The sequence below is a fragment of the Kitasatospora sp. NPDC057595 genome, assembly GCF_042800875.1.
In the GTDB taxonomy this organism is placed as follows: domain Bacteria; phylum Actinomycetota; class Actinomycetes; order Streptomycetales; family Streptomycetaceae; genus Kitasatospora.
The window spans coordinates 64,761-86,131 of the sequence record NZ_JBHVGL010000002.1 but is presented as its reverse complement, the minus strand read 5'-3'; the positions used below and the strand labels follow the sequence as shown (position 1 = coordinate 86,131).

23 protein-coding genes and 1 riboswitch are annotated in these 21,371 nt (G+C 73.7%); of the genes, 8 read left to right on the top strand and 15 right to left on the bottom strand.

Translation table 11 applies throughout. From position 1 onward, the window contains the following. Positions 1-47 precede the first annotated feature (47 nt). The 3 genes from ACFU9E_RS03775 to thrC all read right to left on the bottom strand — a co-directional run bounded on the left by ACFU9E_RS03775 (position 48) and on the right by thrC (position 2,464). A complete protein-coding gene (locus tag ACFU9E_RS03775) occupies positions 48-251 on the bottom strand; it encodes a cold-shock protein (protein WP_030289665.1) in 204 nt (67 codons plus the stop codon). Between the two features lie 585 nt (positions 252-836). Then, the gene (locus ACFU9E_RS03770; RefSeq protein WP_380683740.1) at positions 837-1,112 is read right to left on the bottom strand and encodes a MoaD/ThiS family protein; all 276 of its coding nucleotides are present in this window, start codon (positions 1,110-1,112) and stop codon (positions 837-839) included. Positions 1,113-1,183: 71 nt separating this feature from the next. Then, positions 1,184-2,464, bottom strand: a complete 1,281-nt coding sequence (gene thrC / locus ACFU9E_RS03765) for a threonine synthase (RefSeq protein WP_380683741.1) — start codon at positions 2,462-2,464, stop codon at positions 1,184-1,186. A 16-nt stretch (positions 2,465-2,480) separates the two neighbouring features. Next, positions 2,481-2,612: riboswitch (SAM riboswitch) on the bottom strand. A gap of 174 nt (positions 2,613-2,786) precedes the next feature. Between thrC and ACFU9E_RS03760 the strand changes: the two genes are divergently transcribed. Continuing rightward, a complete protein-coding gene (locus ACFU9E_RS03760) occupies positions 2,787-3,794 on the top strand; it encodes a glucosyl-3-phosphoglycerate synthase (RefSeq protein WP_355357542.1) in 1,008 nt (335 codons plus the stop codon). A 38-nt stretch (positions 3,795-3,832) separates the two neighbouring features. After that, a complete protein-coding gene (locus tag ACFU9E_RS03755) occupies positions 3,833-5,302 on the top strand; it encodes a trehalose-6-phosphate synthase (protein WP_380683742.1) in 1,470 nt (489 codons plus the stop codon). On the opposite strand, the gene otsB is transcribed toward ACFU9E_RS03755, so the two are convergent. Both otsB and ACFU9E_RS03745 read right to left on the bottom strand, forming a co-directional pair. Beyond that, positions 5,286-6,137: a trehalose-phosphatase gene (gene otsB, locus ACFU9E_RS03750; protein WP_380683743.1), complete on the bottom strand. Its 852-nt coding sequence runs from the start codon at positions 6,135-6,137 to the stop codon at positions 5,286-5,288. The genes ACFU9E_RS03755 and otsB overlap by 17 nt on opposite strands. Before the next feature lie 112 nt (positions 6,138-6,249). Beyond that, entirely contained in the window at positions 6,250-6,516 is a 267-nt protein-coding gene (locus tag ACFU9E_RS03745) for a DUF3263 domain-containing protein (RefSeq protein ID WP_380683744.1), read from the bottom strand. Positions 6,517-6,619: 103 nt separating this feature from the next. Here ACFU9E_RS03745 and ACFU9E_RS03740 point away from each other — a divergent pair, with 103 nt between their 5' ends. After that, entirely contained in the window at positions 6,620-6,970 is a 351-nt protein-coding gene (locus ACFU9E_RS03740) for a cupin domain-containing protein (RefSeq protein ID WP_380683745.1), read from the top strand. 42 nt (positions 6,971-7,012) lie between these two features. Here ACFU9E_RS03740 and ACFU9E_RS03735 read toward each other — a convergent pair whose 3' ends face one another. Further along, the gene (locus tag ACFU9E_RS03735; RefSeq protein ID WP_380683746.1) at positions 7,013-8,305 is read right to left on the bottom strand and encodes an extracellular solute-binding protein; all 1,293 of its coding nucleotides are present in this window, start codon (positions 8,303-8,305) and stop codon (positions 7,013-7,015) included. A 351-nt stretch (positions 8,306-8,656) separates the two neighbouring features. Here ACFU9E_RS03735 and ACFU9E_RS03730 point away from each other — a divergent pair, with 351 nt between their 5' ends. Further along, complete coding sequence (locus tag ACFU9E_RS03730) at positions 8,657-9,604, top strand: ROK family protein (RefSeq protein WP_380683747.1); 948 nt, start codon at positions 8,657-8,659, stop codon at positions 9,602-9,604. Further along, on the top strand, positions 9,601-10,773 hold the full coding sequence (gene nagA / locus ACFU9E_RS03725) for an N-acetylglucosamine-6-phosphate deacetylase (RefSeq protein ID WP_380683748.1): 1,173 nt from the start codon (positions 9,601-9,603) through the stop codon (positions 10,771-10,773). The genes ACFU9E_RS03730 and nagA overlap by 4 nt, the downstream gene beginning before the upstream one ends. 67 nt (positions 10,774-10,840) lie before the next feature. Here the strand turns inward: nagA and ACFU9E_RS03720 are convergent, their stop codons facing one another. After that, entirely contained in the window at positions 10,841-11,851 is a 1,011-nt protein-coding gene (locus ACFU9E_RS03720) for a hypothetical protein (protein WP_380683749.1), read from the bottom strand. A 163-nt stretch (positions 11,852-12,014) separates the two neighbouring features. Further along, positions 12,015-13,862, bottom strand: coding sequence for a diguanylate cyclase domain-containing protein (locus ACFU9E_RS03715; protein WP_380683750.1), 1,848 nt, complete (start codon positions 13,860-13,862; stop codon positions 12,015-12,017). Between the two features lie 386 nt (positions 13,863-14,248). On the opposite strand from ACFU9E_RS03715, the gene ACFU9E_RS03710 reads away from it, so the two are divergent. Further along, positions 14,249-14,785: a flavin reductase family protein gene (locus ACFU9E_RS03710; protein WP_380683751.1), complete on the top strand. Its 537-nt coding sequence runs from the start codon at positions 14,249-14,251 to the stop codon at positions 14,783-14,785. A gap of 29 nt (positions 14,786-14,814) precedes the next feature. Here ACFU9E_RS03710 and arfB read toward each other — a convergent pair whose 3' ends face one another. Continuing rightward, positions 14,815-15,249: an alternative ribosome rescue aminoacyl-tRNA hydrolase ArfB gene (gene arfB / locus ACFU9E_RS03705; RefSeq protein WP_380683752.1), complete on the bottom strand. Its 435-nt coding sequence runs from the start codon at positions 15,247-15,249 to the stop codon at positions 14,815-14,817. A gap of 67 nt (positions 15,250-15,316) precedes the next feature. Between arfB and ACFU9E_RS03700 the strand changes: the two genes are divergently transcribed. Then, on the top strand, positions 15,317-15,814 hold the full coding sequence (locus ACFU9E_RS03700) for a hypothetical protein (RefSeq protein ID WP_380683753.1): 498 nt from the start codon (positions 15,317-15,319) through the stop codon (positions 15,812-15,814). Between the two features lie 115 nt (positions 15,815-15,929). Then, complete coding sequence (locus ACFU9E_RS03695) at positions 15,930-16,505, top strand: TerD family protein (protein WP_380683754.1); 576 nt, start codon at positions 15,930-15,932, stop codon at positions 16,503-16,505. 172 nt (positions 16,506-16,677) lie between these two features. Here the strand turns inward: ACFU9E_RS03695 and ACFU9E_RS03690 are convergent, their stop codons facing one another. The 6 genes from ACFU9E_RS03690 to folP all read right to left on the bottom strand — a co-directional run bounded on the left by ACFU9E_RS03690 (position 16,678) and on the right by folP (position 21,341). After that, positions 16,678-17,892, bottom strand: a complete 1,215-nt coding sequence (locus ACFU9E_RS03690; RefSeq protein ID WP_380714746.1) for a hypothetical protein — start codon at positions 17,890-17,892, stop codon at positions 16,678-16,680. Positions 17,893-18,014: 122 nt separating this feature from the next. Then, on the bottom strand, positions 18,015-18,509 hold the full coding sequence (locus ACFU9E_RS03685) for a DUF3180 domain-containing protein (RefSeq protein WP_380689025.1): 495 nt from the start codon (positions 18,507-18,509) through the stop codon (positions 18,015-18,017). Positions 18,510-18,667: 158 nt separating this feature from the next. Next, positions 18,668-19,267, bottom strand: a complete 600-nt coding sequence (gene folK, locus ACFU9E_RS03680; RefSeq protein WP_380689023.1) for a 2-amino-4-hydroxy-6-hydroxymethyldihydropteridine diphosphokinase — start codon at positions 19,265-19,267, stop codon at positions 18,668-18,670. A 58-nt stretch (positions 19,268-19,325) separates the two neighbouring features. Beyond that, positions 19,326-19,685 (bottom strand): dihydroneopterin aldolase, encoded by a 360-nt coding sequence (gene folB, locus ACFU9E_RS03675; protein ID WP_350570091.1) that lies wholly within the window; start codon positions 19,683-19,685, stop codon positions 19,326-19,328. Positions 19,686-19,943: 258 nt separating this feature from the next. Continuing rightward, complete coding sequence (locus tag ACFU9E_RS03670) at positions 19,944-20,444, bottom strand: nuclear transport factor 2 family protein (protein ID WP_355357491.1); 501 nt, start codon at positions 20,442-20,444, stop codon at positions 19,944-19,946. A gap of 24 nt (positions 20,445-20,468) precedes the next feature. After that, positions 20,469-21,341, bottom strand: a complete 873-nt coding sequence (gene folP / locus ACFU9E_RS03665) for a dihydropteroate synthase (protein ID WP_380689021.1) — start codon at positions 21,339-21,341, stop codon at positions 20,469-20,471. Positions 21,342-21,371 lie beyond the last annotated feature (30 nt).

Below are 21,371 nucleotides of genomic sequence, written 5' to 3'. Positions count from 1 at the left end.
GGTGCACCAGCCGATGGGCCGAGCCGAACTCCTGGGTGTCGGAAAGGTCAGACCGCCGCGCGGACCATGTCCGCCTGCGGGCCCTTCTGCCCCTGAGAGATCTCGAACTCGACCCGCTGGCCCTCCTCAAGGGTGCGGTAGCCGTCCATCTGGATCGCGCTGTAGTGGACGAAGACGTCCGCACCACCGTCGACCGCGATGAAGCCGTAGCCCTTCTCCGCGTTGAACCACTTGACGGTGCCCTGAGCCATTCCGAACTCCCCTAGTGCTGTGCTGGCCCTTCACGCCCCCGCAGGTCTGCGGGCGCGGGTCTGGTTGGCTGCCGGCCCGGGGAACCCCCCCTGGGCGCGGCCGTGCACGCCGCGATCCTCCCGATGTCGCCGAACGGCATCCGGCGAACGGGCGATTGCGTCGACCGCGGCTGAATGTATCCGGATCGACGCCCTCTGCAACAGGCCCAATGTCGGGGAATTCACCCGGCATCATGGGGGACAGGACGGACATAAACACCAGGAAAGCCGCATTTCCCGCCGGACATAGCGGACGTATTACCAGAAATCCCGGTCAGAATTCTGACACCGGCCTGACATGTTTCCCGGGCCCCGGACCCCGGCACCGGCCCCACTGGGCGGACACCGGCGGTGGTGGCGATGCGGTGGATTCGTTCCCGGATGAGCGGAAGGGCGGCCTCTGTTCCCGGTCGAGCGACACTTTACTCCGACCGGCACCGAAAATATTCCCGCCAAAATACGCGCGGCTGTCCGCGGCACGGAATTCCGTGCCGCGGACAGCCGGAGACGGTGCGCCCGCCCCGGAGGGAACGGGCGCGCGCGGGATCAGCCGCCGGCGACCGCCGGGATGATCGAGATGTTCGCGCCGTCCTTGATCTCCGTCGCCAGGCCCTCGGCGAAGCGCACGTCGTCGTCGTTCACGTAGACGTTGACGAAGCGGCGCAGCTTGCCGGTGTCGTCCAGGATGCGCGCGGCGATCCCGGCGTGGTTCTTCTCCAGGTCGGCGATGACCTCGCCCAGCGTGCCGCCCTCGGCGGGCACCTCGCTGGCGCCGCCGGTGTAGGTGCGCAGGATGGTCGGGATGCGGACGTTGGCGCTCATGGGGGTCTCCTCGTTGCGGGCGCGCGGGCGGGGCTGGGGGCGGGACGGGTGGGACGTGGGTGGCGCGAGGGTCAGGCGGTCGCCAGGCCGGCGTCCCGGAAGGACTCCAGGTTCGGCCGGATCACGGCGGTCATCCCGGCCTCGGAGACGGCGTCGAGGGTCTTCAGGCCGTCACCGGTGTTGATCGCGACGGTCTCCTTCGACGGGTCCAGCTGCCCGGTCTCGACCAGCTTCTTGAGCACGCCGATGGTCACGCCGCCCGCGGTCTCCGCGAAGATGCCCTCGGTGCGGGCCAGCAGCCGGATCGCGGCCACGACCTCCTCGTCCGTCACGTCCTCCACCGCGCCGCCGGTGCGCCGGGCGATGTCCAGCACGTACGGGCCGTCGGCCGGGTTGCCGATCGCCAGCGACTTGGCGATGGTGTCCGGCTTGACCGGCCGGATCACGTCGTGGCCGGCCTTGAACGCGGCCGAGACCGGCGAGCAGCCCGCCGCCTGGGCGCCGAAGATCCGGTACGGCCGGTCCTCGACCAGGCCGAGCTTGATCAGCTCCTGCAGACCCTTGTCGATCTTGGTGAGCTGCGAGCCCGAGGCGATCGGGATCACGATCTGCTCCGGCAGCCGCCAGCCGAGCTGCTCGCAGATCTCGTAGGCGAGCGTCTTGGAGCCCTCGCCGTAGTACGGCCGCAGGTTAACGTTGACGAAGCCCCAGCCCTCGCCGGCCGGGTCGCCGATCAGCTCCGAGCAGAACCGGTTCACGTCGTCGTAGTTGCCCTCGATGCCGACCAGCTCGCCGCCGTACACCCCGGCCATCACGACCTTGCCCTGCTCCAGGTCGTGCGGGATGAACACGCAGGACCGGAAGCCCGCCCGGGCCGCCGCCGCGCCCACCGCGCCGGCCAGGTTGCCGGTCGAGGAGCAGGAGAGCGTGGTGTAGCCGAACGCGCGGGCCGCCTCGATCGCGCAGGCCACCACGCGGTCCTTGAAGGAGTGGGTCGGGTTGCCGGAGTCGTCCTTGACGTGCAGCTGGGCGGTGAAGCCGAGCTCGCGGCCCAGGTTGTCGGCCTTCACCAGCGGGGTCCAGCCCGGGTTCAGGTTCGGCTTGCCCGCGACGTCCGCGGGCACCGGCAGCAGCGGCGCGTAGCGCCAGATCGACGCGGGACCGGCCTCGATCCGCTTGCGCAGCTCCTCGGCGCCCTCGCTGCCGAAGTCGTAGGCGATCTCCAGCGGGCCGAAGCACTCCAGGCACGCGAAGCTGGGACCGAGCGGGAACTTGGTGCCGCACTCCCGACAGGACAGCTGGGCGGCGGGGCCGAGGTCAACGGTGACGGGTACGGCGGTGTCGATAGCCATGGTGGCGAGGCCTCTCTCCTCATCTTCCCCGTGACGCGGTCGCGCCCGGGCCGGAATTGGCACCTGTCCCGCCGGGGCTCGAAGCCGACCGTGCGAGAAGGTTGCCGGGACGTCAACGGGCCGTTCCCTCAGTCCCTCTGGATGAGCTCTGTGAAGTTGTGGTCCTGCTCAGCGGTGACCCCGGCGTGCGAAGGTCCGACCGCTGTACGAAGACTGTATCCGAAGGCGTCAACCCCGAACGGCACCGTCCGCCACGCGAGATGCCCCGTCCCACCAGGCCCCGTACCCGACCCCCGCACCCGACCCCGCCGAGGAGCGCACCGTGCCCGCCGAACCGACCCCCGAGCTCCTCCCCGAGACGGCGTCCTGGCTGCGCCGGCGCTCGTGGAGCGCGGCCGACCGCCCGGTGCACACGCTGCCGGCGGCCAAGCGCGCGCTCGGCCCGGCCGGCACCGTCAGCGTGGTGCTGCCCGCGCTGGACGAGGAGGCCACCGTCGGCGAGATCGTCCGGGTCATCCGCCGCGAGCTGATGGAGCGGCTGCCGCTGGTCGACGAGCTGGTGGTGGTCGACTCCGGCTCCGCCGACGCCACCGCCGCGGTCGCCGCCGAGGCCGGTGCCACCGTCGTCCACCGCGACGCGATCCTGCCCCGGATACCCGCCGCCCCCGGCAAGGGCGAGGTGCTCTGGCGCTCGCTGCTGGTCACCCGCGGCGAGATCGTCTGCTTCGTGGACGCCGACCTGCGCGAATTCGACCCCGCCCTGGTCTCCGGCATCATCGGCCCGCTGCTCACCGAACCGGACATCCAGCTGGTCAAGGCGATGTACGACCGGCCGCTGGAGACCGACGGGGCGGTCGTACCGGCCGGCGGCGGCCGGGTCACCGAGCTGGTCGCCCGCCCGCTGCTCAACCTGCACTGGCCGGAACTCGCCGGTTTCGTCCAGCCGCTCGGCGGCGAGTACGCGGCCCGGCGCTCGCTGCTCGAACGGCTGCCCTTCCCCACCGGCTACGGAGTCGAACTCGGCCTGCTGGTCGACGCGCTGGAGACGGCCGGCCTGGACGCGCTCGCCCAGGTGGACGTCGGCGTGCGCCACCACCGGCACCAGGACGGCCAGGCGCTCGGCCGGATGGCCGCCACCATCTACCGCACCGCGCTGGAACGGCTCGACCGCACCCACCGACTCAAGGCCTCCGCCGACCTGCTCCACCCCCGGCTCACCCAGTTCACCCGCGACCCGCGCACCCGAGCCTTCACCGCCCACACCCACCCGGTCACCGCCACCGAACGCCCGCCGATGCACACCGTCCCCGAGTACGCCACCCGGCGCTGAGGGGTTTGCCACCCCGGACCCCCGGCAACCAACCAACCATGGGCCCTGACACGACCGAGCGTTCGAATCCGACCGGCGCAGCCCCCGTCCTGGTGGCGTCCAACCGGGGGCCGGTGTCCTTCGGCACCGCGGACGACGGCACGCTGACGCTCCGCAGAGGCGGCGGAGGCCTGGTCTCCGGGCTCTCCGCGATCGACGACCCGGACGCCGTCTGGGTCTGCGCCGCCCTCTCCGACGCCGACCGCCGGGCAGCCCGGGAGGCCCCGGACGGCCGCCTCGACCGGGCCGGCCACGACGTCGGCGGGCAGGCCGTCCGGATGCTCGACATAGACCCGCGGACCTTCGCCCAGGCCTACAACGGCATCGCCAACTCGACCCTGTGGTTCGTCCACCACCTGCTCTGGGACACCCCGACCGCCCCCGCCTTCGACGCCGGCTTCCGCGCCGAGTGGCAGTCCTACACCGCCTACAACACCGCCTTCGCCGAGGCGCTCGCCACCGAGGCCGCCCCCGGCGCCGCCGTCCTGGTGCAGGACTACCACCTCTCGCTCGTCCCGGCGCTGCTCCGCGCCGCCCGCCCCGACCTGCGGATCGGCCACTTCTCGCACACCCCCTGGGCGCCGCCCGAGTACCTGCGGCTGCTGCCCGACGACATCGCCGAGGCCGTCCTCACCGGCATCCTCGGCGCCGACCGGGCCGGCTTCCTCACCCGCCGCTGGGCACTCGCCTTCGCCGACTGCTGCGAGCGTTTCCTCGGCGCGACGGTCGACCGCGAGGCGCTCACCGTCACCCACGCCGGCCGCACCACCGCCCTCGGCGTGCACGGCCTCGGCGCCGACGCCGACTTCCTGCGCGAGCGCGCCCACCGCCCGGACGTCGACGAGCGGCTCGCCGCCCTGCGCGCCGCCGTCGGCGAGCGCCGCACCGTCGTCCGGGTCGACCGCACCGAGCTGAGCAAGAACATCGTCCGCGGCTTCCTGGCCTACCGGCACCTGCTGCGCACCCGCCCCGAGTGGCGGGGCCGGGTGGTGCACATCGCCTTCGCCTACCCGTCCCGCACCGACCTCGCCGAGTACCGGGCCTACACCGACCGGGTGCGGGCGCTCGCCACCGAGATCGACGCGGAGTTCGCCACGCCCGACTGGAAGCCGCTGATCCTGCACGTCGACGACGACTTCCCGCGCTCGCTGGCCGCCTACCGGCTGGCCGACGTGGCCCTGGTCAACCCGATCCGGGACGGCATGAACCTGGTCGCCAAGGAGGTCCCGGTGGTCTCCGACCGGGGCTGCGCGCTGGTGCTCTCCCGGGAGGCCGGCGCGCACGCCGAACTCGGCGAGGACGCGCTGAGCGTCAACCCGTACGACATCGTGGCCACCGCCGAGGCGCTGCACGCCGGGCTCACCATGCCCGCCGGGGAGCGCGCCGACCGCACCAAGCGGCTGGCCGCCGCGGCGACGGCGCTGCCGCCGCAGCAGTGGTTCCTGGACCAGCTCAACGCTCTGCGCTGAGTTCCTCCCCCAGCGCTCCGAGCAGTTCCACCACGCCGGCCGGGCCCGGGACCACCAGGTCCGCCCGGTCGGCGAGCTCCCGCACCGGGGCGTCCGGCGACTCGCCCACCGCGCCGCTGCACACCAGCACGCCGGCCAGGCCCTGCCCGCGCAGTTCCTCCACCGCCGCGAAGGCGGGGACGTCGCCGAGGTCGTCGCCCGCGTAGAGCACCGAGCGGGCACCGCGCTCGCGCAGCAGCCCGGTCAGCGCCGCGCCCTTGTCCACCCCCGGCGGCCGCAGCTCCAGCACCAGCCGGCCCGGTTCCACCACCAGCCCGTGCCCGCCCGCCAGCGCCTCCATCGGGCCGCGCAGTAGTTCGAACGCGGCGCTCGGCTCGGCGGTGCGCCGGGTGTGCACCGCCACCGAGCGGCCCTTGTCCTCCACCCAGGTGCCGTCCGGCGCGCCGAGCTCCGCCAGCACCTCCGGCAGCCGCTCGCGCACCGCGGCCACGCCGGGGTGCGGCGGCGGCGCGGTCAGCCGCCCGCCCTCCCAGCGCTCCGCGCCGTAGTGCCCGAGCACCACCACCCCGCCGAGCCCGGCGAGCCCGCCGTACTCCACCGCCAGGGCGGCCGGGCGGCCGGTCACCACCGCGACCGTGCCGACGTGCGGCGCCAGCGCGCGCAGCGCGGGGGCCACGCCCGGGTGCGCCCGGGCCCGGCTCGGGTCGGGCACGATCGGGGCGAGCGTGCCGTCGAAGTCGAGGGCGATCACGGCGTCGCGGGGCGCGGCGAGCAGCGCCGCCAGCCCCTCGCGCCCGGCATCCGTCAGCGGTCGCGTCATGTCGGCAAGGCCCATGCCTGGCACCGTACCCACCCCGGGCGGGGGTCACCCGTCGGCCCGGGGCGGCCCCGCCCGCCGTGACCGCCCCGCCCGCCGTGCCCGCCGTGCCGGTCCACCGGGCCCGTGCCTACCGAGCCGCCCGGCGGGCGTCCCGCACCCGGCGCAGCCGGTTGACCAGGACCGGGGCGTGCGCCAACGCCTCCGGCCGGTCCAGCAGCCCGTTCAGCAGCTGGTAGTACCGGGTGCTGGAGAGCCCCAGCTCCTCCCGTACGGCGCGCTCCTTGGCGCCGGCCGTCCGCCATGAGCGGCCCTCCAGCTCCAGCACGGCCCGGTCCCGCTCGTCCAGGGCGCCGGGAGCGGCCGGTTCCCGTGCCGCCTCGTCGTCCGCGTCCATCCGGGCGCACCTCCGTCCATCACTACGGAGTGTCATTCTCCCCCGGGGACCCGACACACTCTGCGTCCTGCGCCGCCCGGGCCCGGCGACTAGCGTCGCCCCCATGACCAGCACCCCGGCCGCCGCCTTCGCCCTGCACGTCCCGAGCGCGGAACTCGTCCCCGACCCGCTCGACCCGGCCCTTATTGTCTCCGGCGCCCCCGAGGTGTCCGCTCTGGTGCTCACCGGATCCGCCACCGGGGAGACCGGTATCTGGCAGATCACCCCGGGCACGGCCACCGACGTCGAGGCGGACGAGGTATTCGTGGTGCTGAGCGGCCGGGCCACCGTCGTGGTCGACGGCGGCCCGGTGCTGGAACTCGGCCCGGGCGTCTGCGGGGTGCTGCGGGCGGGCGACCGCACCACCTGGACCGTGCACGAGACGCTGCGCAAGGTCTACACGATCACCTACTGAGGCCCGTACCACCACCCTGCCGCCCCGCCTCCCGGCCCGGGTTCACTTGCGGATCCGGGCCGCCTCCTTGAGCGCCGCCTGCTGGAGGTCCTCCAGCACCGGCTTGGCGTCACCGGTCGCCGCCGCCCCGATGCCGGCCTTGATCCGGTTGGAGACCTCCGCCCAGGCCGGGTCGCCGAACGGGTAGAAGCTCGCGTTGCCCAGGCCGGCGGCGAACTGCTTGAGGTCCTCGTGCTTCGGGTCCTTGGTCATCGCGTCGAAGGCGTCCTGGGTGACCGGCAGCAGGTTGTAGGTCTCGTCGAACGTGAGCTGGTTCTCCTTGGTGTAGACGAAGGAGAGGAACCGGCGGATCTCGTTCTTGTGCCCGTTGGCCTTGAAGGCCATCATCCAGTCGGCCACCCCGAGGCTGCCGGCCTTCGCCAGACCGTCCTTCTTCGGGATCGGCGCCGTCCCGAAGTCGATCCTGCCGTTGGTGGCCATCCGCAGCAGCGTCGGGTGCCCGTTGAGCATCGCCACCTTGCCGGAGGCGAAGTCGCTGAACACCGGGGTGCGATTCACCTTGCCGGGCTCGGGGTAGGTCAGACCGGTGGTGACCAGGTTGGCCTTGAGCCAGCCGAAGGTGGCCTGGTTCTGGGGGCTGTCGATGGTGTAGTTGCCGACGTCGTCGGAGAGGCTGCCGCCGCCGCTCAGCGTCCAGAGCATCGACTCGGCCGGCGCCTCCTCGGGCCCGAGCGGCAGCCCGTACGGGACCACGCCCGGGACCTTGGCCTTGATCTTCTCGGCGGCCTGCCGGAGTTCGTTCCAGGTGGTCGGCGGCTGGGTGATGCCGGCCTTCTGGAAGATCGCCTTGTTGTAGAAGAGCACCCGGGAGGAGGAGACGAACGGGATGCCGTACTGGGTGCCGAGCACCTGTCCCGCGTGCGAGAACGACTCCATGATCCGGGCCTGGGTCTCCAGCGAGAGCACGTCCGCGGCGGGGTACAGCCGGTCGGCGGCGGCCTGGTCGGCGAAGCCGCCGGTCTGCAGCAGGTCGGGCGACTTGCCGCTCTTCACCAGGTCGTCGACCCGCTTGCCGATGTCGGTCCAGCTCGCCACCTCGACGTCCACCTTGATGCCCGGGTTGGCGGCCTCGAAGCGGCGGGCGAGGTCGTCCCAGTACAGCTTGGAGTTGGTGTCCGCGCTCTCGCCGTAGTCGGCCGCGACCAGTTTGAGGGTGACGGGGCCGTCGTCCTGGCCGCCGCAGCCGGTGAGCACCAGTGCTCCGGCCAGGGCGCCGGCCAACGCGACGCCGAACAACCGGGTGGGGACCGGGGGGACCTGGGCGCGCCTGTCCAACGCGGGTACCGCCTTCGAGGGGGATCCTGGAGTGGAACGGACCGGATCGGGGGAAGGGGATCCGGCCGGGGGAAGGCGGCAAGGGTGCCAAACCGGGCGCGCGGTGGTCCACACCTCCGACGCCCGGACACCGGGTAGTTATCGAAGTGCGGGAGTCGTTGCGCACCGCGCAACGACAATCCCCGGTCCGACCTGCCAAACCCGCCCCCACCCCCACCCGGGGGTCGGCCGAGGAGCTCGCGCAAAGTGCCGCACACCACACGCTTCTGCGACAAAGCTCACCCCTTTGGACCAGACCAATCCGACAACTGGACTAGACCTCTTAGACCTGGTCAAGGGAAACTGTCCTCCGTGAAGCACGTCATCGCACTCGATGTGGGGGGCACCGGCATGAAGGCCGCGTTGCTCGCCCAGGACGGCTCCGTGCTGTTCGAAGCACGACGCCCGACCGGGCGGGAGCACGGCACGGACGCCGTGGTCACCGCCATCCTCGACTTCGCCGCCGATCTGGCGGACGAAGGCCGCGGCCGTTTCGGCGTCGCGCCCCTCGCGGCGGGTGTCGCCGTCCCGGGGACGATCGACGAGAAGCACGGCATCGCGGTCTTCTCCGCCAACCTCGGCTGGCGCGACCTGCCGCTGCGCAAGCTGCTGGGTGAGCGCCTGGCCGGCCCGGACGGCGGCGCGATGCCGGTCGCCCTGGGCCATGACGTGCGCTCCGGCGGCCTCGCCGAGGGCCGGCTCGGCGGTGGCCGGGGCGTCGGGCGCTTCCTGTTCATCGCGCTCGGCACCGGCATCGCCGGCGCCATCGGCATCGACGGCCGGATCGAGGCCGGAGCCCACGGCTACGGCGGCGAGATCGGCCACGTGGTGGTCCGCCCCGGCGGCCCGCAGTGCGGCTGCGGCGCCCGCGGCTGCCTGGAGACCCTCGCCTCCGCCTCCGCCGTCTCCCGTGCCTGGGCCGAGGCCGTGGGCGACCCCGACGCCGACGCGGCATCCTGCGCCGTCGCGGTGGACGCCGGGGACCCGCGCGCGGTCGCGGTCTGGCAGGCCGCGGTGGAGGCCCTGGCCGACGGCATCGTGCTCGCCCAGAGCCTGCTCGACCCGTCCCGGGTCATCGTCGGCGGCGGTCTGGCCGAGGCCGGGGACACCCTCTTCACCCCGCTGCGGGCGGCGGTCACCGAGCGGCTGACCTTCCAGATGCCCCCCGAGGTCGTACCGGCCATGCTCAAAGACACCGCCGCGTCACTGGGCGCGGGCCTGCTCGCCTGGGATCTGCTCTCCATGGAGGTGACCGCGTGACCGCGGACCGACTCGCACTGGCCGGCGCCCGGCTGGTCCTGCCCGGAGGCGTCGTCGAGGGCGACCGCCTCGCCGTCGAGGGCGACCGGATCGCCGGTCTCGGCGGCTCCGCCACGCCCGGCGACCTCGACCTCACCGGGTACACCGTCGTCCCCGGCTTCGTGGACCTGCACGTGCACGGCGGCGGCGGCGCGTCCTACGCCTCCGGCATCGCCGAGGAGGCCCTCAAGGTCGCCCGCACCCACCTGGAGCACGGCACCACCACCACGGTCGCCTCCACCGTCACCGGCGAGATCGACGACCTGACCCGCCAGGCGGCCGTGCTCTCCGAGCTCGTCGAGGACGGCGTCCTCGCCGGCATCCACTTCGAGGGCCCGTTCATCTCGCACAACCGCTGCGGCGCCCACCGTCCCGACCTGCTGCGCGACCCCGACCCGGCGCTGGTGCGCAAGCTGGTCGACGCCGCCCGCGGCCACGCCAAGATGGTCACCCTGGCGCCCGAGCTCCCCGGCGGCCTCGACTCCGTGCGGATGCTCGCCGACCTCGGCGTGATCGCCGCCGTCGGCCACACCGACTCGGACTACGCCAAGACGCTGGAGGCCATCGAGGCCGGCGCCACCGTCGCCACCCACCTCTTCAACGCCATGCCCGGCATCGCCCACCGCGCGCCCGGCCCGATCGTGGCGCTGCTGGAGGACGAGCGGGTCACCGTCGAGCTGATCAACGACGGCGTCCACCTGCACCCGTCCGTGCTCGACCTCGCCTACGGCACCGCCGGCGCCGCCCGGGTCGCCCTGATCACCGACGCCATGGGCGCGGCCGGCATGGGCGACGGCCTCTACCCGCTCGGCCCGCTCCAGGTCGAGGTCAAGAACGGCGTCGCCCGGCTGGTCGAGGGCGGCGCGATCGCCGGCTCGACGCTGACCCTGGACGTGGCGTTCAAGCGCTCGGTGACGGTCAACGGCCTCGGCCTCGACCAGGCCGTCGAGTCGCTCTCCACCGTCCCGGCCCGGCTGCTCGGCCTCGCCGACCAGGTCGGCAGCCTGGAGCCCGGCAAGCTCGCCGACCTCGCCGTCGTCGACTCCGCGACCTACGACCTGGTCGCCGTGATGCGCCGCGGCGAGTGGATCACCGGCGGCGACCGGTTCGCCCCGATCGCGGCCGGCTGACCGCACCCACGCACGACACGGCCGCCCGCTCCCCTCGGGGAACGGGCGGCCGTCACGCGTCCGGGACCTAGCCGGCCGGCGGCGCCTCCAGCGTCACCTGGTCCACCAGGATCGCGCCGCTGCCCGGCGGCAGCGAGAGCACGATCGTGTTGCTGCCCGCCTGCAGCGGCGGGGTTATGTAGCTGGTGTACCAGGACGAGGCCGGGTCCTTGCCCGGCGAGTAGTTCTTGAGCGACAGGCCGCCCGGCCAGTCCTTGCCGTTCACCGCCGCGATCGCCTTGGTGTCGGCGCCCGGGTTGTTGAAGTGCACGGTGAACTTGAAGGTGCCGGCCGCCGGCACGTCGCCGGTCCAGGTGATCGTGCCGCCCGGGTTGAGCGTCAGATAGCTGCCGTCGGCCGACCTGGTGCCCTTGACGGTGTTGCCGGACGGCGCGTTCTGGCCCTGCAGCTGACTGGCGTCCACGGTGCCCGGACCTGCCGAGGCGGTCGCCGAGGGGGTCGCCGACGCGGTGCCGGTCGGGCTCGCGGTACCGGTGGCGCCGCCCGGCGCGGCCGGAGCGCTCGCCGTACCGGTGCCGCCCTTGGCGTCCTTGGCGTCCTTGCCCTTGTCGTCCGGGTCCCCGGACAGGGCGATGCCCGCGCCGATCGCGACGGCCGCGACCACCGCGACCGCGCCGATCACCGCGCCCTTGCTGCGGCCGCTGCTCGCCGGCCGCTCCTCGCCCGGCTGCGGGCGGGAGTGCTCGGCGTACCGGGTCTGCTGGGTCGGGGCGGCGCCGAAGTCGCCCTGCGGCGGGTACGGCTGCGGCGGCTGGGCCTGCGGGTAGCCCGGCTGCGGCGGGTAGGGCTGCTGCGGGCGCGGTGGCTGGCCGTACTGCGGCTGGCCGTACTGGGCGCGGCCGACCTCCATCGGGCGGCTGTAGGACGTGCGCGGCACGCCCTGCTGCGGCTCGGTCTGCTGACCGGAGCCGCCGTCGGCCGGACGGTAGAGGTAGCCGAACGGATCGTCGTCCTGCGGGGCGCCGTCCTCCGGGCCCTGGGGCGCTCCGCTGCTGCCGGCGGTGGTCACGGTGGTCAACTCCCCCATCGCGGTCGCGCCGCCGGGCTGCCGTGCCGTCGGCGCTGGTCGTGGTCGCTCGTACCCCGGAACCCTACCTGCCACGGCGGACGCCCCGAAAAGACCCCTTGACAACCGGCGAGTAGCCACGGCCCGACGGCCCCGCACGCGCCCCGGGGGCGCGTCAGCCCGCCCGCCGGTGCGACCGCTCCCCGCGCGCCCCGCGCACCGCGCCCCCGCGGGCCCGCTTCTCGTCGTACATCCGCTCGTCCGCGGTGTGCAGGACCTCTTCGATGCTCATCCCGCAGCCGGCCCAGCCGACACCCAGGCTCACACCGACCCGCATCCCCCGGCCGTCGATCCGCATCGGCGGGATGATCGCGTTGCGCAGCCGGTGGGCGAGGTCCTTCGCCTCGTCGCGGCCGATGCCGTCGGCGAGCACCACGAACTCGTCGCCGCCGAGCCGGGCCACCGTGTCGCCGTCGCGCACCGCCGCGCTGAGCCGGCGGGCGACCTCCACCAGGACGGCGTCACCGGCGTTGTGGCCGAACCGGTCGTTGATCGACTTGAAGCCGTCGAGGTCGCAGAAGAGCACCGCGAGCCCCTTCTCGACGGCGGCGGCGGCGTTCGAACGGAACGGGCCCGTCCACACCTCGCCGCCGGGGCCGTGGTCGGCCGGCACCACCGCGTGCACGTGCTCGCCGTAGCCGTTCGCCCCGGCCGGTGCGCCGTCGGCGGCGGGCACCGGGTACCCCTCCGGCAGGCCGTGGCCGTACGCCGGTTCCGGGCCGTCGTGGCCTCCGGCCGGGTGGTAGGGCTCGCCGAACAGGCTCTCCGGGTACCCGGCGAAGCCGTCGTCCGGCACCCCGGCGCCGACCGGACGGCCGGCTTCCGGGTGACCGGCCGCGCCGGGCCCGTCCTGGTGCCCGGCGGCGACGGCCGACTGCGGCTGCCCGCAGAGCCGGCGCCCCAGTCTGGCCTTGAGCTCGGCGCCGTTCGGCAGGCCGGTGAGCGCGTCGTGGCTGGCCCGGTGGGCGAGCTGGAGCTCGTGCCGCTTGCGGTCCTCGATGTCCTCGACGTGGGTGAGCAGGAAGCTCGGGCCCTCGGCGGCGTCGGCCACGATCGAGTTGCGCAGGCACACCCACTGGTAGCCGCCGTCCCGGCGGGAGAGCCGCAGTTCCGCCCGGCCGCTCTCGGCGCTGGTGCGCTCCAGCAGGGCCCGGTCGTCCGGGTGGACGAGGTCGACGAAGCTCTGCTGGCGCAGCACCGCCCGGGGGCGGCCGAGCAAACGACAGAGCGCGTCGTTGACCCGGGTCAGCTGGCCCCGCCCGGCGCCGTGCAGTTCGGTGATGGCCATCCCGCTGGGGGCGTACTCGAAGGCCTGGCGGAAGCTCTCCTCGCTGGCCCGCAGCGCCTGCTGCTCCTTCTCCAGGCGGGCCAGCGCGCGTTGCATCTCCGCGCGTAGCCGGGCGTTGCCGATGGCGATGGAGGCCTGCAGGGAGAACATCTCCAGGGCCTCGCGGGTCCAGGCGCCGGGCCGCTTGCCGCTGCGCGGGCGGTCCACCGAGAGCACGCCGAGCAGGTCGCCGCCGGCGCTGTACATCGGGGCGAGCAGGCCGTCGGCGGGGTGCCAGTCGTTGGCGTAGACGGGCATCGGACCGTCCCCGATCCAGCGCGGTATGTCGCTGGCGACCGCCCAGCCGCGGTCGTAGGGGAGGAAGCGCAGGGTGCCCCAGTGGTCGCTGACGCCGAGCAGCCGGTCCCAGGACTCGCGGGAGCCTACCTGGCCGAGCAGGACGGAGGGGCCGCCCATGGTGCTCTCCTCCAGCTCCCAGACGGCCGCCACCACGAGGTCGCCGTCCGGCCGCACCAGGCTGACCGCGGCGGCGTCGAAACCGAGTCCGTGCACCGCGCCCTCGACCACGGCCTGCAGCGTGCCCGCCAGGCTGCGGGCAGCGTTGAGGTCCGCCACGACCCGGTGCAAGGTGCGGAGGGTCGCGAGACGGACGTACGGCTCCGACTCGGCTTCCATGCGGGGGCTCCCCGGCTGCTTCGGATAGGTCTTGATTGGTTATCGTCCGATTGCCAGAAGAACTGAATCACAGGGAGCACAGCGTTCGGCACGCTCGGTCAGCAATAGGTCAGCACTTGTGACTTAAATCACACAAGACTAATGCGCCCTTAATCAGTTCATCCGCCCCATACCGGGACATCACCGCCCATCGGAACATTTCCCCTGGTCGGTCTCAATGGCCGCGCGCTGTAGCCGACTGACCGCCGGGCAGGCCCTCCCGTTCACTCCTGGGAGTGAGAGCGGACGCGGACCGTAACCTTTCCGCCGCCCGGCGGGCTGAACGCCGCTGCGCCGCTGGTCCTACGACCAGGGCCCGATGTCGTTCCCCCCCGTCGCGGGCTACCGTGCGGTACGTGTACCCGTCCCCGCAGCCCGAAGCTGCCTCCCAAGCGACCCCCGACGAGTTCCGGGCGGCGCTCTCCCAGCTCGCCGCCGGTGTGAGCCTGGTGACCGTCCACGACCCGGACGACGGAGAGGACGTCGGCATGACCGCCACGTCCTTCCTCTCGGTGTCGCTGGAACCGCCGCTGGTCCTGATCTCCGTCCGGGAGGACTCCCGGATGGACGAGGTGCTCTCCCGGGCCGACACCTGGGCCGTCTCCCTGTTGTCGGAGAACCAGAAGGCGCTCGGCTCGCGGTTCGCGATGAAGGGCCGGCTCAGCGACCGGCTGCTGTTCGCCGACGCCCCGCACCACCGGGGCCCGTACAGCGGAGCCCCGCTGATCGACGGCGCGCTCGCCACCGTGGAGTGCCGCACCGAGCAGCGGATGGCCGCCGGTGACCACACCCTGCTGCTCGGCCGCGTCCTGGAGGCGACGGTGCCCGACCCGGGCGGCCGTCCGTTGCTGTACTTCCGCGGCGGCTACCGCACCCTGGGCTGAACCGGCCCGCCGGGCCCGGAAGCCGGGCGCTACCCCTCGCCGCGTGGGGAACGCCGCCCCTGCTTCAGCTCGGAGCGGTGCCGCTTGTTGGAGAGCCGCCGCTCGACCATGCCCCGGCTGGGCTTGGTCGCCCGGCGCGCCTTCGGCGGCGGCGCGGTCGCCTCGCCGAGCAGCGAGGCCAGCCGGGCCGCGGCGATCTCCCGGTTGCGCCACTGCGAACGGTGCTCGGAGGCCCGGACCACCAGCACCCGCCCGTCCACCAGCCGGCCCGCCAGCCGCTCCAGGGCACGCTGCTTCCACACCTCGGGCAGCGCGGCGGAGGCCGCCAGGTCGTAGCGGAGTTCGACCTGGGTGTCGGAGGTGTTGACGTGCTGGCCGCCGGGGCCGGAGGAACGCGAGAAGCGCCAGACGAGCTCGGCGTCGGGGACGACCACCGATCCCCGTACGCGGATGGGCTCGGGCATGGGTCCATCATCCCGCGCCGGGCCACGCCGGTCACCCGGTTATCCGGCCAGGCCCGCAGCCCCGACAATGGCCTGTGTGATCGAGCTCGGCTACTCCCTCTCCAACCGCTTCCCCGACCCCCCGCAGACCGACTACCGGACCGCGGGCGTGCGCGAACTGCGGTACGACCTGTTCTGCGGCGACGTCTACCTCGACGCCGAGGGCGCGGACCTGTCCACGGCCTGGGGATGGGTCCCGGTGCTGGACTTCGCCTGGGCGCTGTGCGACATCGCCGAGGAACTCGACCGCGACCCGGCCGGCGGCCGCGCGGCCCGGGTGCAGACCGCCGATCTCGACTTCACCCAGAACACCGAGCTGCTGCGGTTCGCCCGCCGCTTCAACTGGGTCGAGATCACCGCCACCTGGCTGCCCGACGAGCCGCCCGCGGTGGTGCGCCACGGCGACCTGCGCCGGGAGGCCCGGGACTTCCTCCAGGACACCCTCGCCGACCTCTTCGACATGCACCCCGATCTCGCCGACAATCCGACTGTCTGGGAACTCCAGGGCCGGTTCCGGCGGATCTGACGGGGGAATACCCGAAGCCGTGCCGACGGCTCAAAAGACCCGGCCGTGCGGAACCAATGCCGGCGGTTCCCGCGTTATCCCCGGCAACAAGCAAAGCGAAGGGACAGCACACACCATGCCAGTGAGCCTCTCCAAGGGTGGCAACGTCTCGCTGACCAAGGAGGCCCCCGGCCTGACCACGGTCACCGTCGGCCTCGGCTGGGACGTCCGCACCACGACCGGTGCCGAGTTCGACCTGGACGCCAGCGCCATCGTGCTGAACGCGGACGGCAAGGTGCTGTCCAACAGCCACTTCGTCTTCTTCAACAACACCAGCACGCCGGACAGCACCGTCGTCCACACCGGTGACAACCGCACCGGCGAGGGCGCCGGCGACGACGAGGCGATCAACGTCAACCTCGCCGGGCTGCCGGCCGAGGCCGCCCGGATCACCTTCCCGGTCTCGATCTACGACGCCGTCGCCCGGTCGCAGAACTTCGGCCAGGTCCGCAACGCCTACATCCGCGTGGTGAACTCCACCGGTGGCGCCGAGATCGCCCGCTACGACCTCTCCGAGGACGCCGCGACCGAGACCGCCATGATCTTCGGCGAGCTCTACCGCAACGGCGCCGAGTGGAAGTTCCGCGCCGTCGGCCAGGGCTACGCCTCCGGCCTGGCCGGCATCGCCCAGGACTTCGGCGTCCAGATCTGACCTTCCGGCACCGCGTGCCGTTACGGCGCCCGTTCCGCCACCCGGCGGGGCGGGCGCCGTGCCGTTCCCGGGCCCGGCTCCGGACCCCGACCCGGCGTGGACGCGGAAACGGCGCGGGGCGGACGGTTCCTCCGTCCGCCCCGCGCCGCTCGTCGTCCGCCGGCCGCCCGCCTCAGCGCGAGGCGCGCAGCTCCGGGACCTCGATCTGCTCGGTCTCGTCGTGCGGGGTCAGGTCGACCACCTCGGGGGCGTCCTCCTCGACCTTCGGCAGCACCCGGGTCTCCGCCTCCGGGCCCGTCGCGGCCGGCACGGGCTCCTGCGACTGCTCCGGGGCCCGTGCATCGGCCCGGACCCGGGCCTGCTCGGCCTGCTCCTGCGCCTGGGCCGCGAGCGCCTCGTCACCGACCACGTCCGCCAGGTCCGCCCGCTCGCCGAGCTCCGCGACGCTGCGCACGGCCGGCGCCGGGGCGGCCGCGCGGACCGCCGCGCCGGCGCCGCGGCCGAAGAAGCTGAAGCCCTGCGGGCGCGGGGCCGCCGAGGCCGCCGGGCGCGGACGCTGCCGCTCGGCCGCCCGTACCGGCGGCACGGCGGGCGCACCGCCGAGCTGCCCGACGGTCGCCGTCAGCGCCGGCCGGACCGCCGCCGCGGGGTCGGCGGGAGCCGCCGGAGAGGCCGCGGACGGCGCCGTCCCGGGAGCGGGCACCGAGGGAACGACCGGGGCCGGAACCGCCGGAGCGACCCGCTGGGGCGCGGACGTCGTCGCGGGCGCCGTCCGCGCGCGCAGCGCGACCTCCGCACCCGCCGCGCGCTCCGCCGCCCGCCGGGCCTCCTGCTCGCGCTGGGCCTCCTGCTGCGCCGCCCGCCGCTCCAGCTGCCGCAGCACGGCCGCGGCGCGAACGAACGCGGCCGGACTGGCCGGGTGCCTGGGCCGGCTCGCGGCGAGCGCCCGCTGGGCCGCCTCGGCCTCCTTGAGCGCCTGCTCGGCGACCGTCACGGCGCGCTCCTTGAGCAGCCGGGCGATCTCCGTCTCGGCCTTCGCCAGCCGGGACTTCTCCGCGGTCAGCCGGCGCCCGAACCTGGTCGCCCGCTCCTCGGCCACCTCGGCCGCGTACTCGGCCTCGGCGAGCTGCTCCTCGAACCGCTCGTCGGCCCGCAGCCGCTGGGCGACGGAGAGCTCGGCCGCCGCCCGCGCGGCCCGGTCACGCTGCCGCAGCAGCACGGCGAAGCCGAGCGTGGCGAGCACCGCGGCCGCGCCCACCGAACGGACCAGCACGGTGTCCTGACTGAAAAGCAGCGCCCCCAACGCGGCGACGATGAGCACGCCGGCGGCGGTGGGGGGAAGGACCCGGCCGAGGACGGAGGAATGACGGTGGCGTCCGCGAGACATGCCACGAAACTAGCGTGCGAATTGGGGCCGTGTCAGCCCAGGGTCCGGTTCGGCCCTTGACAGCGCACCGGTTTTACCGGACGCATCCGGAAAATAACTCAAGATCACCGGAAATGCGCTGGTCAGCGATGGGTGGGCGCCGGCCCGTGGCCGCCCGGGTCGTCATGGTTCTCCGGCAGCCGGCAGACGTGCTGCAGCCAGAGCGCCGCCGCGATCACGGCCGCGCCGGCCAGTACCGCGAAGCCGGCGGTGATCGCCTGGTCCTTGCGGGCCGGCACGTCCAGCTCGCCCAGCAGGTAGATCCCGGCGCCCGCGTAGACCCCGGTGACCACCGCCGAGACCAGCGCGCTGGCCTGCCCGAGCACCACCGCCCGGGCCGCGCCCAGCGGGTCCACCCGTTTCGCCCCGGGCTGCCGCTCGCGCACCGCCTTGAGCCGCGAGCGCAGCGAGAGCGCGGTCGCGAGCAGGATCACCGCCACCGCGGCCAGCACCACCGGCGCCGCGCCCGGTACCGCGGGCAGCGTGTCCAGGGCGGCCCACAGCTTGGCGCCGGCCCAGGACAGCGCCGTCGTGGCGGCGGTGATGCCGATCAGCAGACGGAGGCGAAGCAGCTTCACTCGGACGAGGTCCTTTCCCGGGCGGCGGGTACGAGGGCGTCAGGCCACCGTACCGGGCCCCGGCCCAACGGGCCCCCGACCGGGGCGTGCCCCTAGGTCTACGCCCGGCGGCCCGGCAGGAGTTCCCCGACCTGCACGGACCGCCCCGGACGAACGGCCTACTCGGGCAGCGTCAGCCGGATGTCCTCGCGCCGCCGGACGCCCTGGGTGTCCGGGCCGCCGAGCGCCGCCAGCAGCTCGGCCACCGGCCCGTGCCCGGGCACCTCGGCGTCCGGCTGGGCGTCCAGCCACGGGGCGAGCACGAAGGCCCGCTCGTGCGAGCGCGGGTGCGGCAGCAGCAGCTGCGGGTCCTCGCTGACGACGCCCTCGTAGACCAGGATGTCGACGTCCAGGGTGCGCGGGCCCCAGTGGACGCTGCGGACCCGTCCGAAGGCGTCCTCGATCGCGTTGCCGCGCTCCAGCAGGTCGCGCGGCGGCAGCGAGGTGCGCAGGACGACCACCGCGTTGTAGTAGGCGGGCTGCTCGGCGGGGCCGCCCACGGCCTCCGTCTCGTACACCGCGGAGACGGCCTTGACCTTCAGCCCGGGCGTGTCGGCGAGGGCGTCCACGGCCCCCTGGAGGGTGTCCAGGCGGTTGCCGAGGTTGGAGCCGAGGGCGACCACGGCGCAGCGCTGGCTGTGCAGGGTCGTGTCGACCGAGTCCACCCGCTGCTCCAGGTCGAAGGCGCTCGGCGCGGCGTTCGGGTCACTTGTGGTCATCGGACTTCCCCTATGGCTGAGACGGGCCCTGCGGCGGGCACCGGACGGACCCGGCGGGTCATCCGCGGGTCCGGTGGATGGTCACGGTCACGTCGTCGAACGGCACGGTGATCGGGGCGTCCGGCTTGTGCACGGTCACCTCGACCTCCTCCACCGGCTCGTGCTTCAGGCACTGGTCCGCGATCCGCTGGGCCAGGGTCTCGATCAGCTCCACCGGCTCGCCGGCGATGATCGCGGTGACCTCCTCGGCCACGATGCCGTAGTGCGCCGTACGGGTCAGGTCGTCGTCGGCGGCGGCGGGGCGGGTGTCCAGGTACAGCACCAGGTCCACCACGAAGGTCTGGCCTTCGGCCCGCTCGCGCTCGAAGACGCCGTGGTGACCGCGGGCGCGCAGGCCCCTCAGGGTGACGCGGTCCAGCAAACGAATCACTGCTCCCAGTCGGACGGGCCCCGTCCCGGGCAAGAGCGACGGGCAGGGCGGAGACGGGCGTCGCGCCCGCCGCTGACCTTTTCGAATCTACCCGCGCGCGCCGACAACACCCGACCGTCCTACCCGGCACGAACCGTCGCCACGCGCACCGGAATGGCGATTGACGTGAACGTTCGGTGACTTGTCGGGAATTACCCGGTCACCGTCCGGCGACGTTTTCCCGTGATTTCCCGCCGCGGCCCGGAATCAGTCCTCGTCGTCCTCGTCGGCGCTGGTCAGAACGGGTGAACCGTGGTGCGACCACAGTTTCCACCCGCCCGGGGTGCGCCGGAAGAGATTGGTGGACACGACCTTTCCCCCGACCAGTGGCCCGAGCTCGCCCTCCTGTTCGGCCTCGCCGCCGGAAAGGATGTTCTCGGTGCACGTGACAAGGGCCACATCGCCGTGCACCTCCGCTTCCTCGTCGGTGAGGATGAACTGGATGTACTCGGTGTTCGCCATGATCAGCATGTACGAGCGGGTCACCTGGGCCCGTCCGCGCAGCACCGGCCACCCCGGGTGGACGCAGACCACGCCCCCCTTGTCGTCCGCCTCGCCGGCGCCCAGCCAGGCGTCCTCGACCGCCGCGAGGTCACCGGTCTCCAGCGCCTCGTAGAGCGCCCGGTTGGCGGCCAGGACCGCCTCCCGGTCCTCCCCGCCGGCCCGTCGGCCCGCCGTCTCCCCGCTCAACCTGCCGTCACCCGCCATGACCCTCCCGTCTTCGCCAAGCGCTCATCCCTGCCGGGCGGCGCGCTGCCAGGCCGCGACCACCCGGACGGCGTCCGCGGTACCGGCCACGTCGTGCACCCGCACCGCCCAGGCACCGGCCCGTGCCGACAGCACCGACACCGCGGCGGTCGCGTGGTCGCGCTCCCGGGCCGGGCGCAGTTCCCCGGTTTCCGGGTCGGCGAGCAGCGTACCCAGGAACCGCTTGCGCGATGCGGCGACCAGGACGGGCCGGCCGAGCGCGGTGAGCGCGTCGAGCCGGCCGAGCAGCGCCCAGTTGTGCTCGGAGGTCTTGGCGAAGCCGAGTCCCGGGTCCAGGATCAGCTGCTCCTCCTTGACGCCGGCGGCGAGCAGGGCGTCGACCCGGGCTGTCAGCTCGCCGACCACGTCGGTCACCACGTCGTCGTAGACGGCCAGCCGGTCCATGTCGGCGGACTGCCCGCGCCAGTGCATCACCACGAACGGCGCGCCGGTCCCGGCCACCACCCGGGCCATCGCCGGGTCGGCCAGGCCGCCGGAGACGTCGTTGACGATCAGCGCGCCGGCTTCGACGGCCTGCTCGGCCACCGAGGCCCGCATGGTGTCGACGGAGACCGCCACCCCGGCGGCGGCCAGCTCCCGCACCACCGGCACGACCCGGCGCAGCTCCTCCTCCTCGGGCACGCGCTGCGAGCCGGGGCGGGTGGACTCGCCGCCGACGTCGACCAGGTCGGCGCCCCGGGCGCGCAGCGCGAGCCCGTGCGCGATCGCCTTGGCGGGGTCGTGCCACAGCCCGCCGTCGGAGAAGGAGTCCGGGGTCACGTTGACCACGCCCATGACGGCGCAGCGGTCGAGCCGCGGCAGTCCGGGCGGCGGCGGGAAGGGCACCGAATCGCTCATAACCCCCATTATCCGACCCCTGCCTCCGGC

Coding starts and splice junctions, on each gene's coding strand:
- ACFU9E_RS03775 (WP_030289665.1), bottom strand. CDS start 251: ATGGCTCAGGGCACCGTCAAGTGGTTCAACGCGGAGAAGGGCTACGGC.
- ACFU9E_RS03770 (WP_380683740.1), bottom strand. CDS start 1,112: ATGAGCGCCAACGTCCGCATCCCGACCATCCTGCGCACCTACACCGGC.
- thrC (WP_380683741.1), bottom strand. CDS start 2,464: ATGGCTATCGACACCGCCGTACCCGTCACCGTTGACCTCGGCCCCGCC.
- ACFU9E_RS03755 (WP_380683742.1), top strand. CDS start 3,833: ATGGGCCCTGACACGACCGAGCGTTCGAATCCGACCGGCGCAGCCCCC.
- otsB (WP_380683743.1), bottom strand. CDS start 6,137: ATGGGCCTTGCCGACATGACGCGACCGCTGACGGATGCCGGGCGCGAG.
- ACFU9E_RS03745 (WP_380683744.1), bottom strand. CDS start 6,516: ATGGACGCGGACGACGAGGCGGCACGGGAACCGGCCGCTCCCGGCGCC.
- ACFU9E_RS03740 (WP_380683745.1), top strand. CDS start 6,620: ATGACCAGCACCCCGGCCGCCGCCTTCGCCCTGCACGTCCCGAGCGCG.
- ACFU9E_RS03715 (WP_380683750.1), bottom strand. CDS start 13,862: ATGGAAGCCGAGTCGGAGCCGTACGTCCGTCTCGCGACCCTCCGCACC.
- arfB (WP_380683752.1), bottom strand. CDS start 15,249: ATGCCCGAGCCCATCCGCGTACGGGGATCGGTGGTCGTCCCCGACGCC.
- ACFU9E_RS03700 (WP_380683753.1), top strand. CDS start 15,317: ATGGCCTGTGTGATCGAGCTCGGCTACTCCCTCTCCAACCGCTTCCCC.
- ACFU9E_RS03695 (WP_380683754.1), top strand. CDS start 15,930: ATGCCAGTGAGCCTCTCCAAGGGTGGCAACGTCTCGCTGACCAAGGAG.
- ACFU9E_RS03690 (WP_380714746.1), bottom strand. CDS start 17,892: ATGTCTCGCGGACGCCACCGTCATTCCTCCGTCCTCGGCCGGGTCCTT.
- folK (WP_380689023.1), bottom strand. CDS start 19,267: ATGACCACAAGTGACCCGAACGCCGCGCCGAGCGCCTTCGACCTGGAG.
- ACFU9E_RS03670 (WP_355357491.1), bottom strand. CDS start 20,444: ATGGCGGGTGACGGCAGGTTGAGCGGGGAGACGGCGGGCCGACGGGCC.
- folP (WP_380689021.1), bottom strand. CDS start 21,341: ATGAGCGATTCGGTGCCCTTCCCGCCGCCGCCCGGACTGCCGCGGCTC.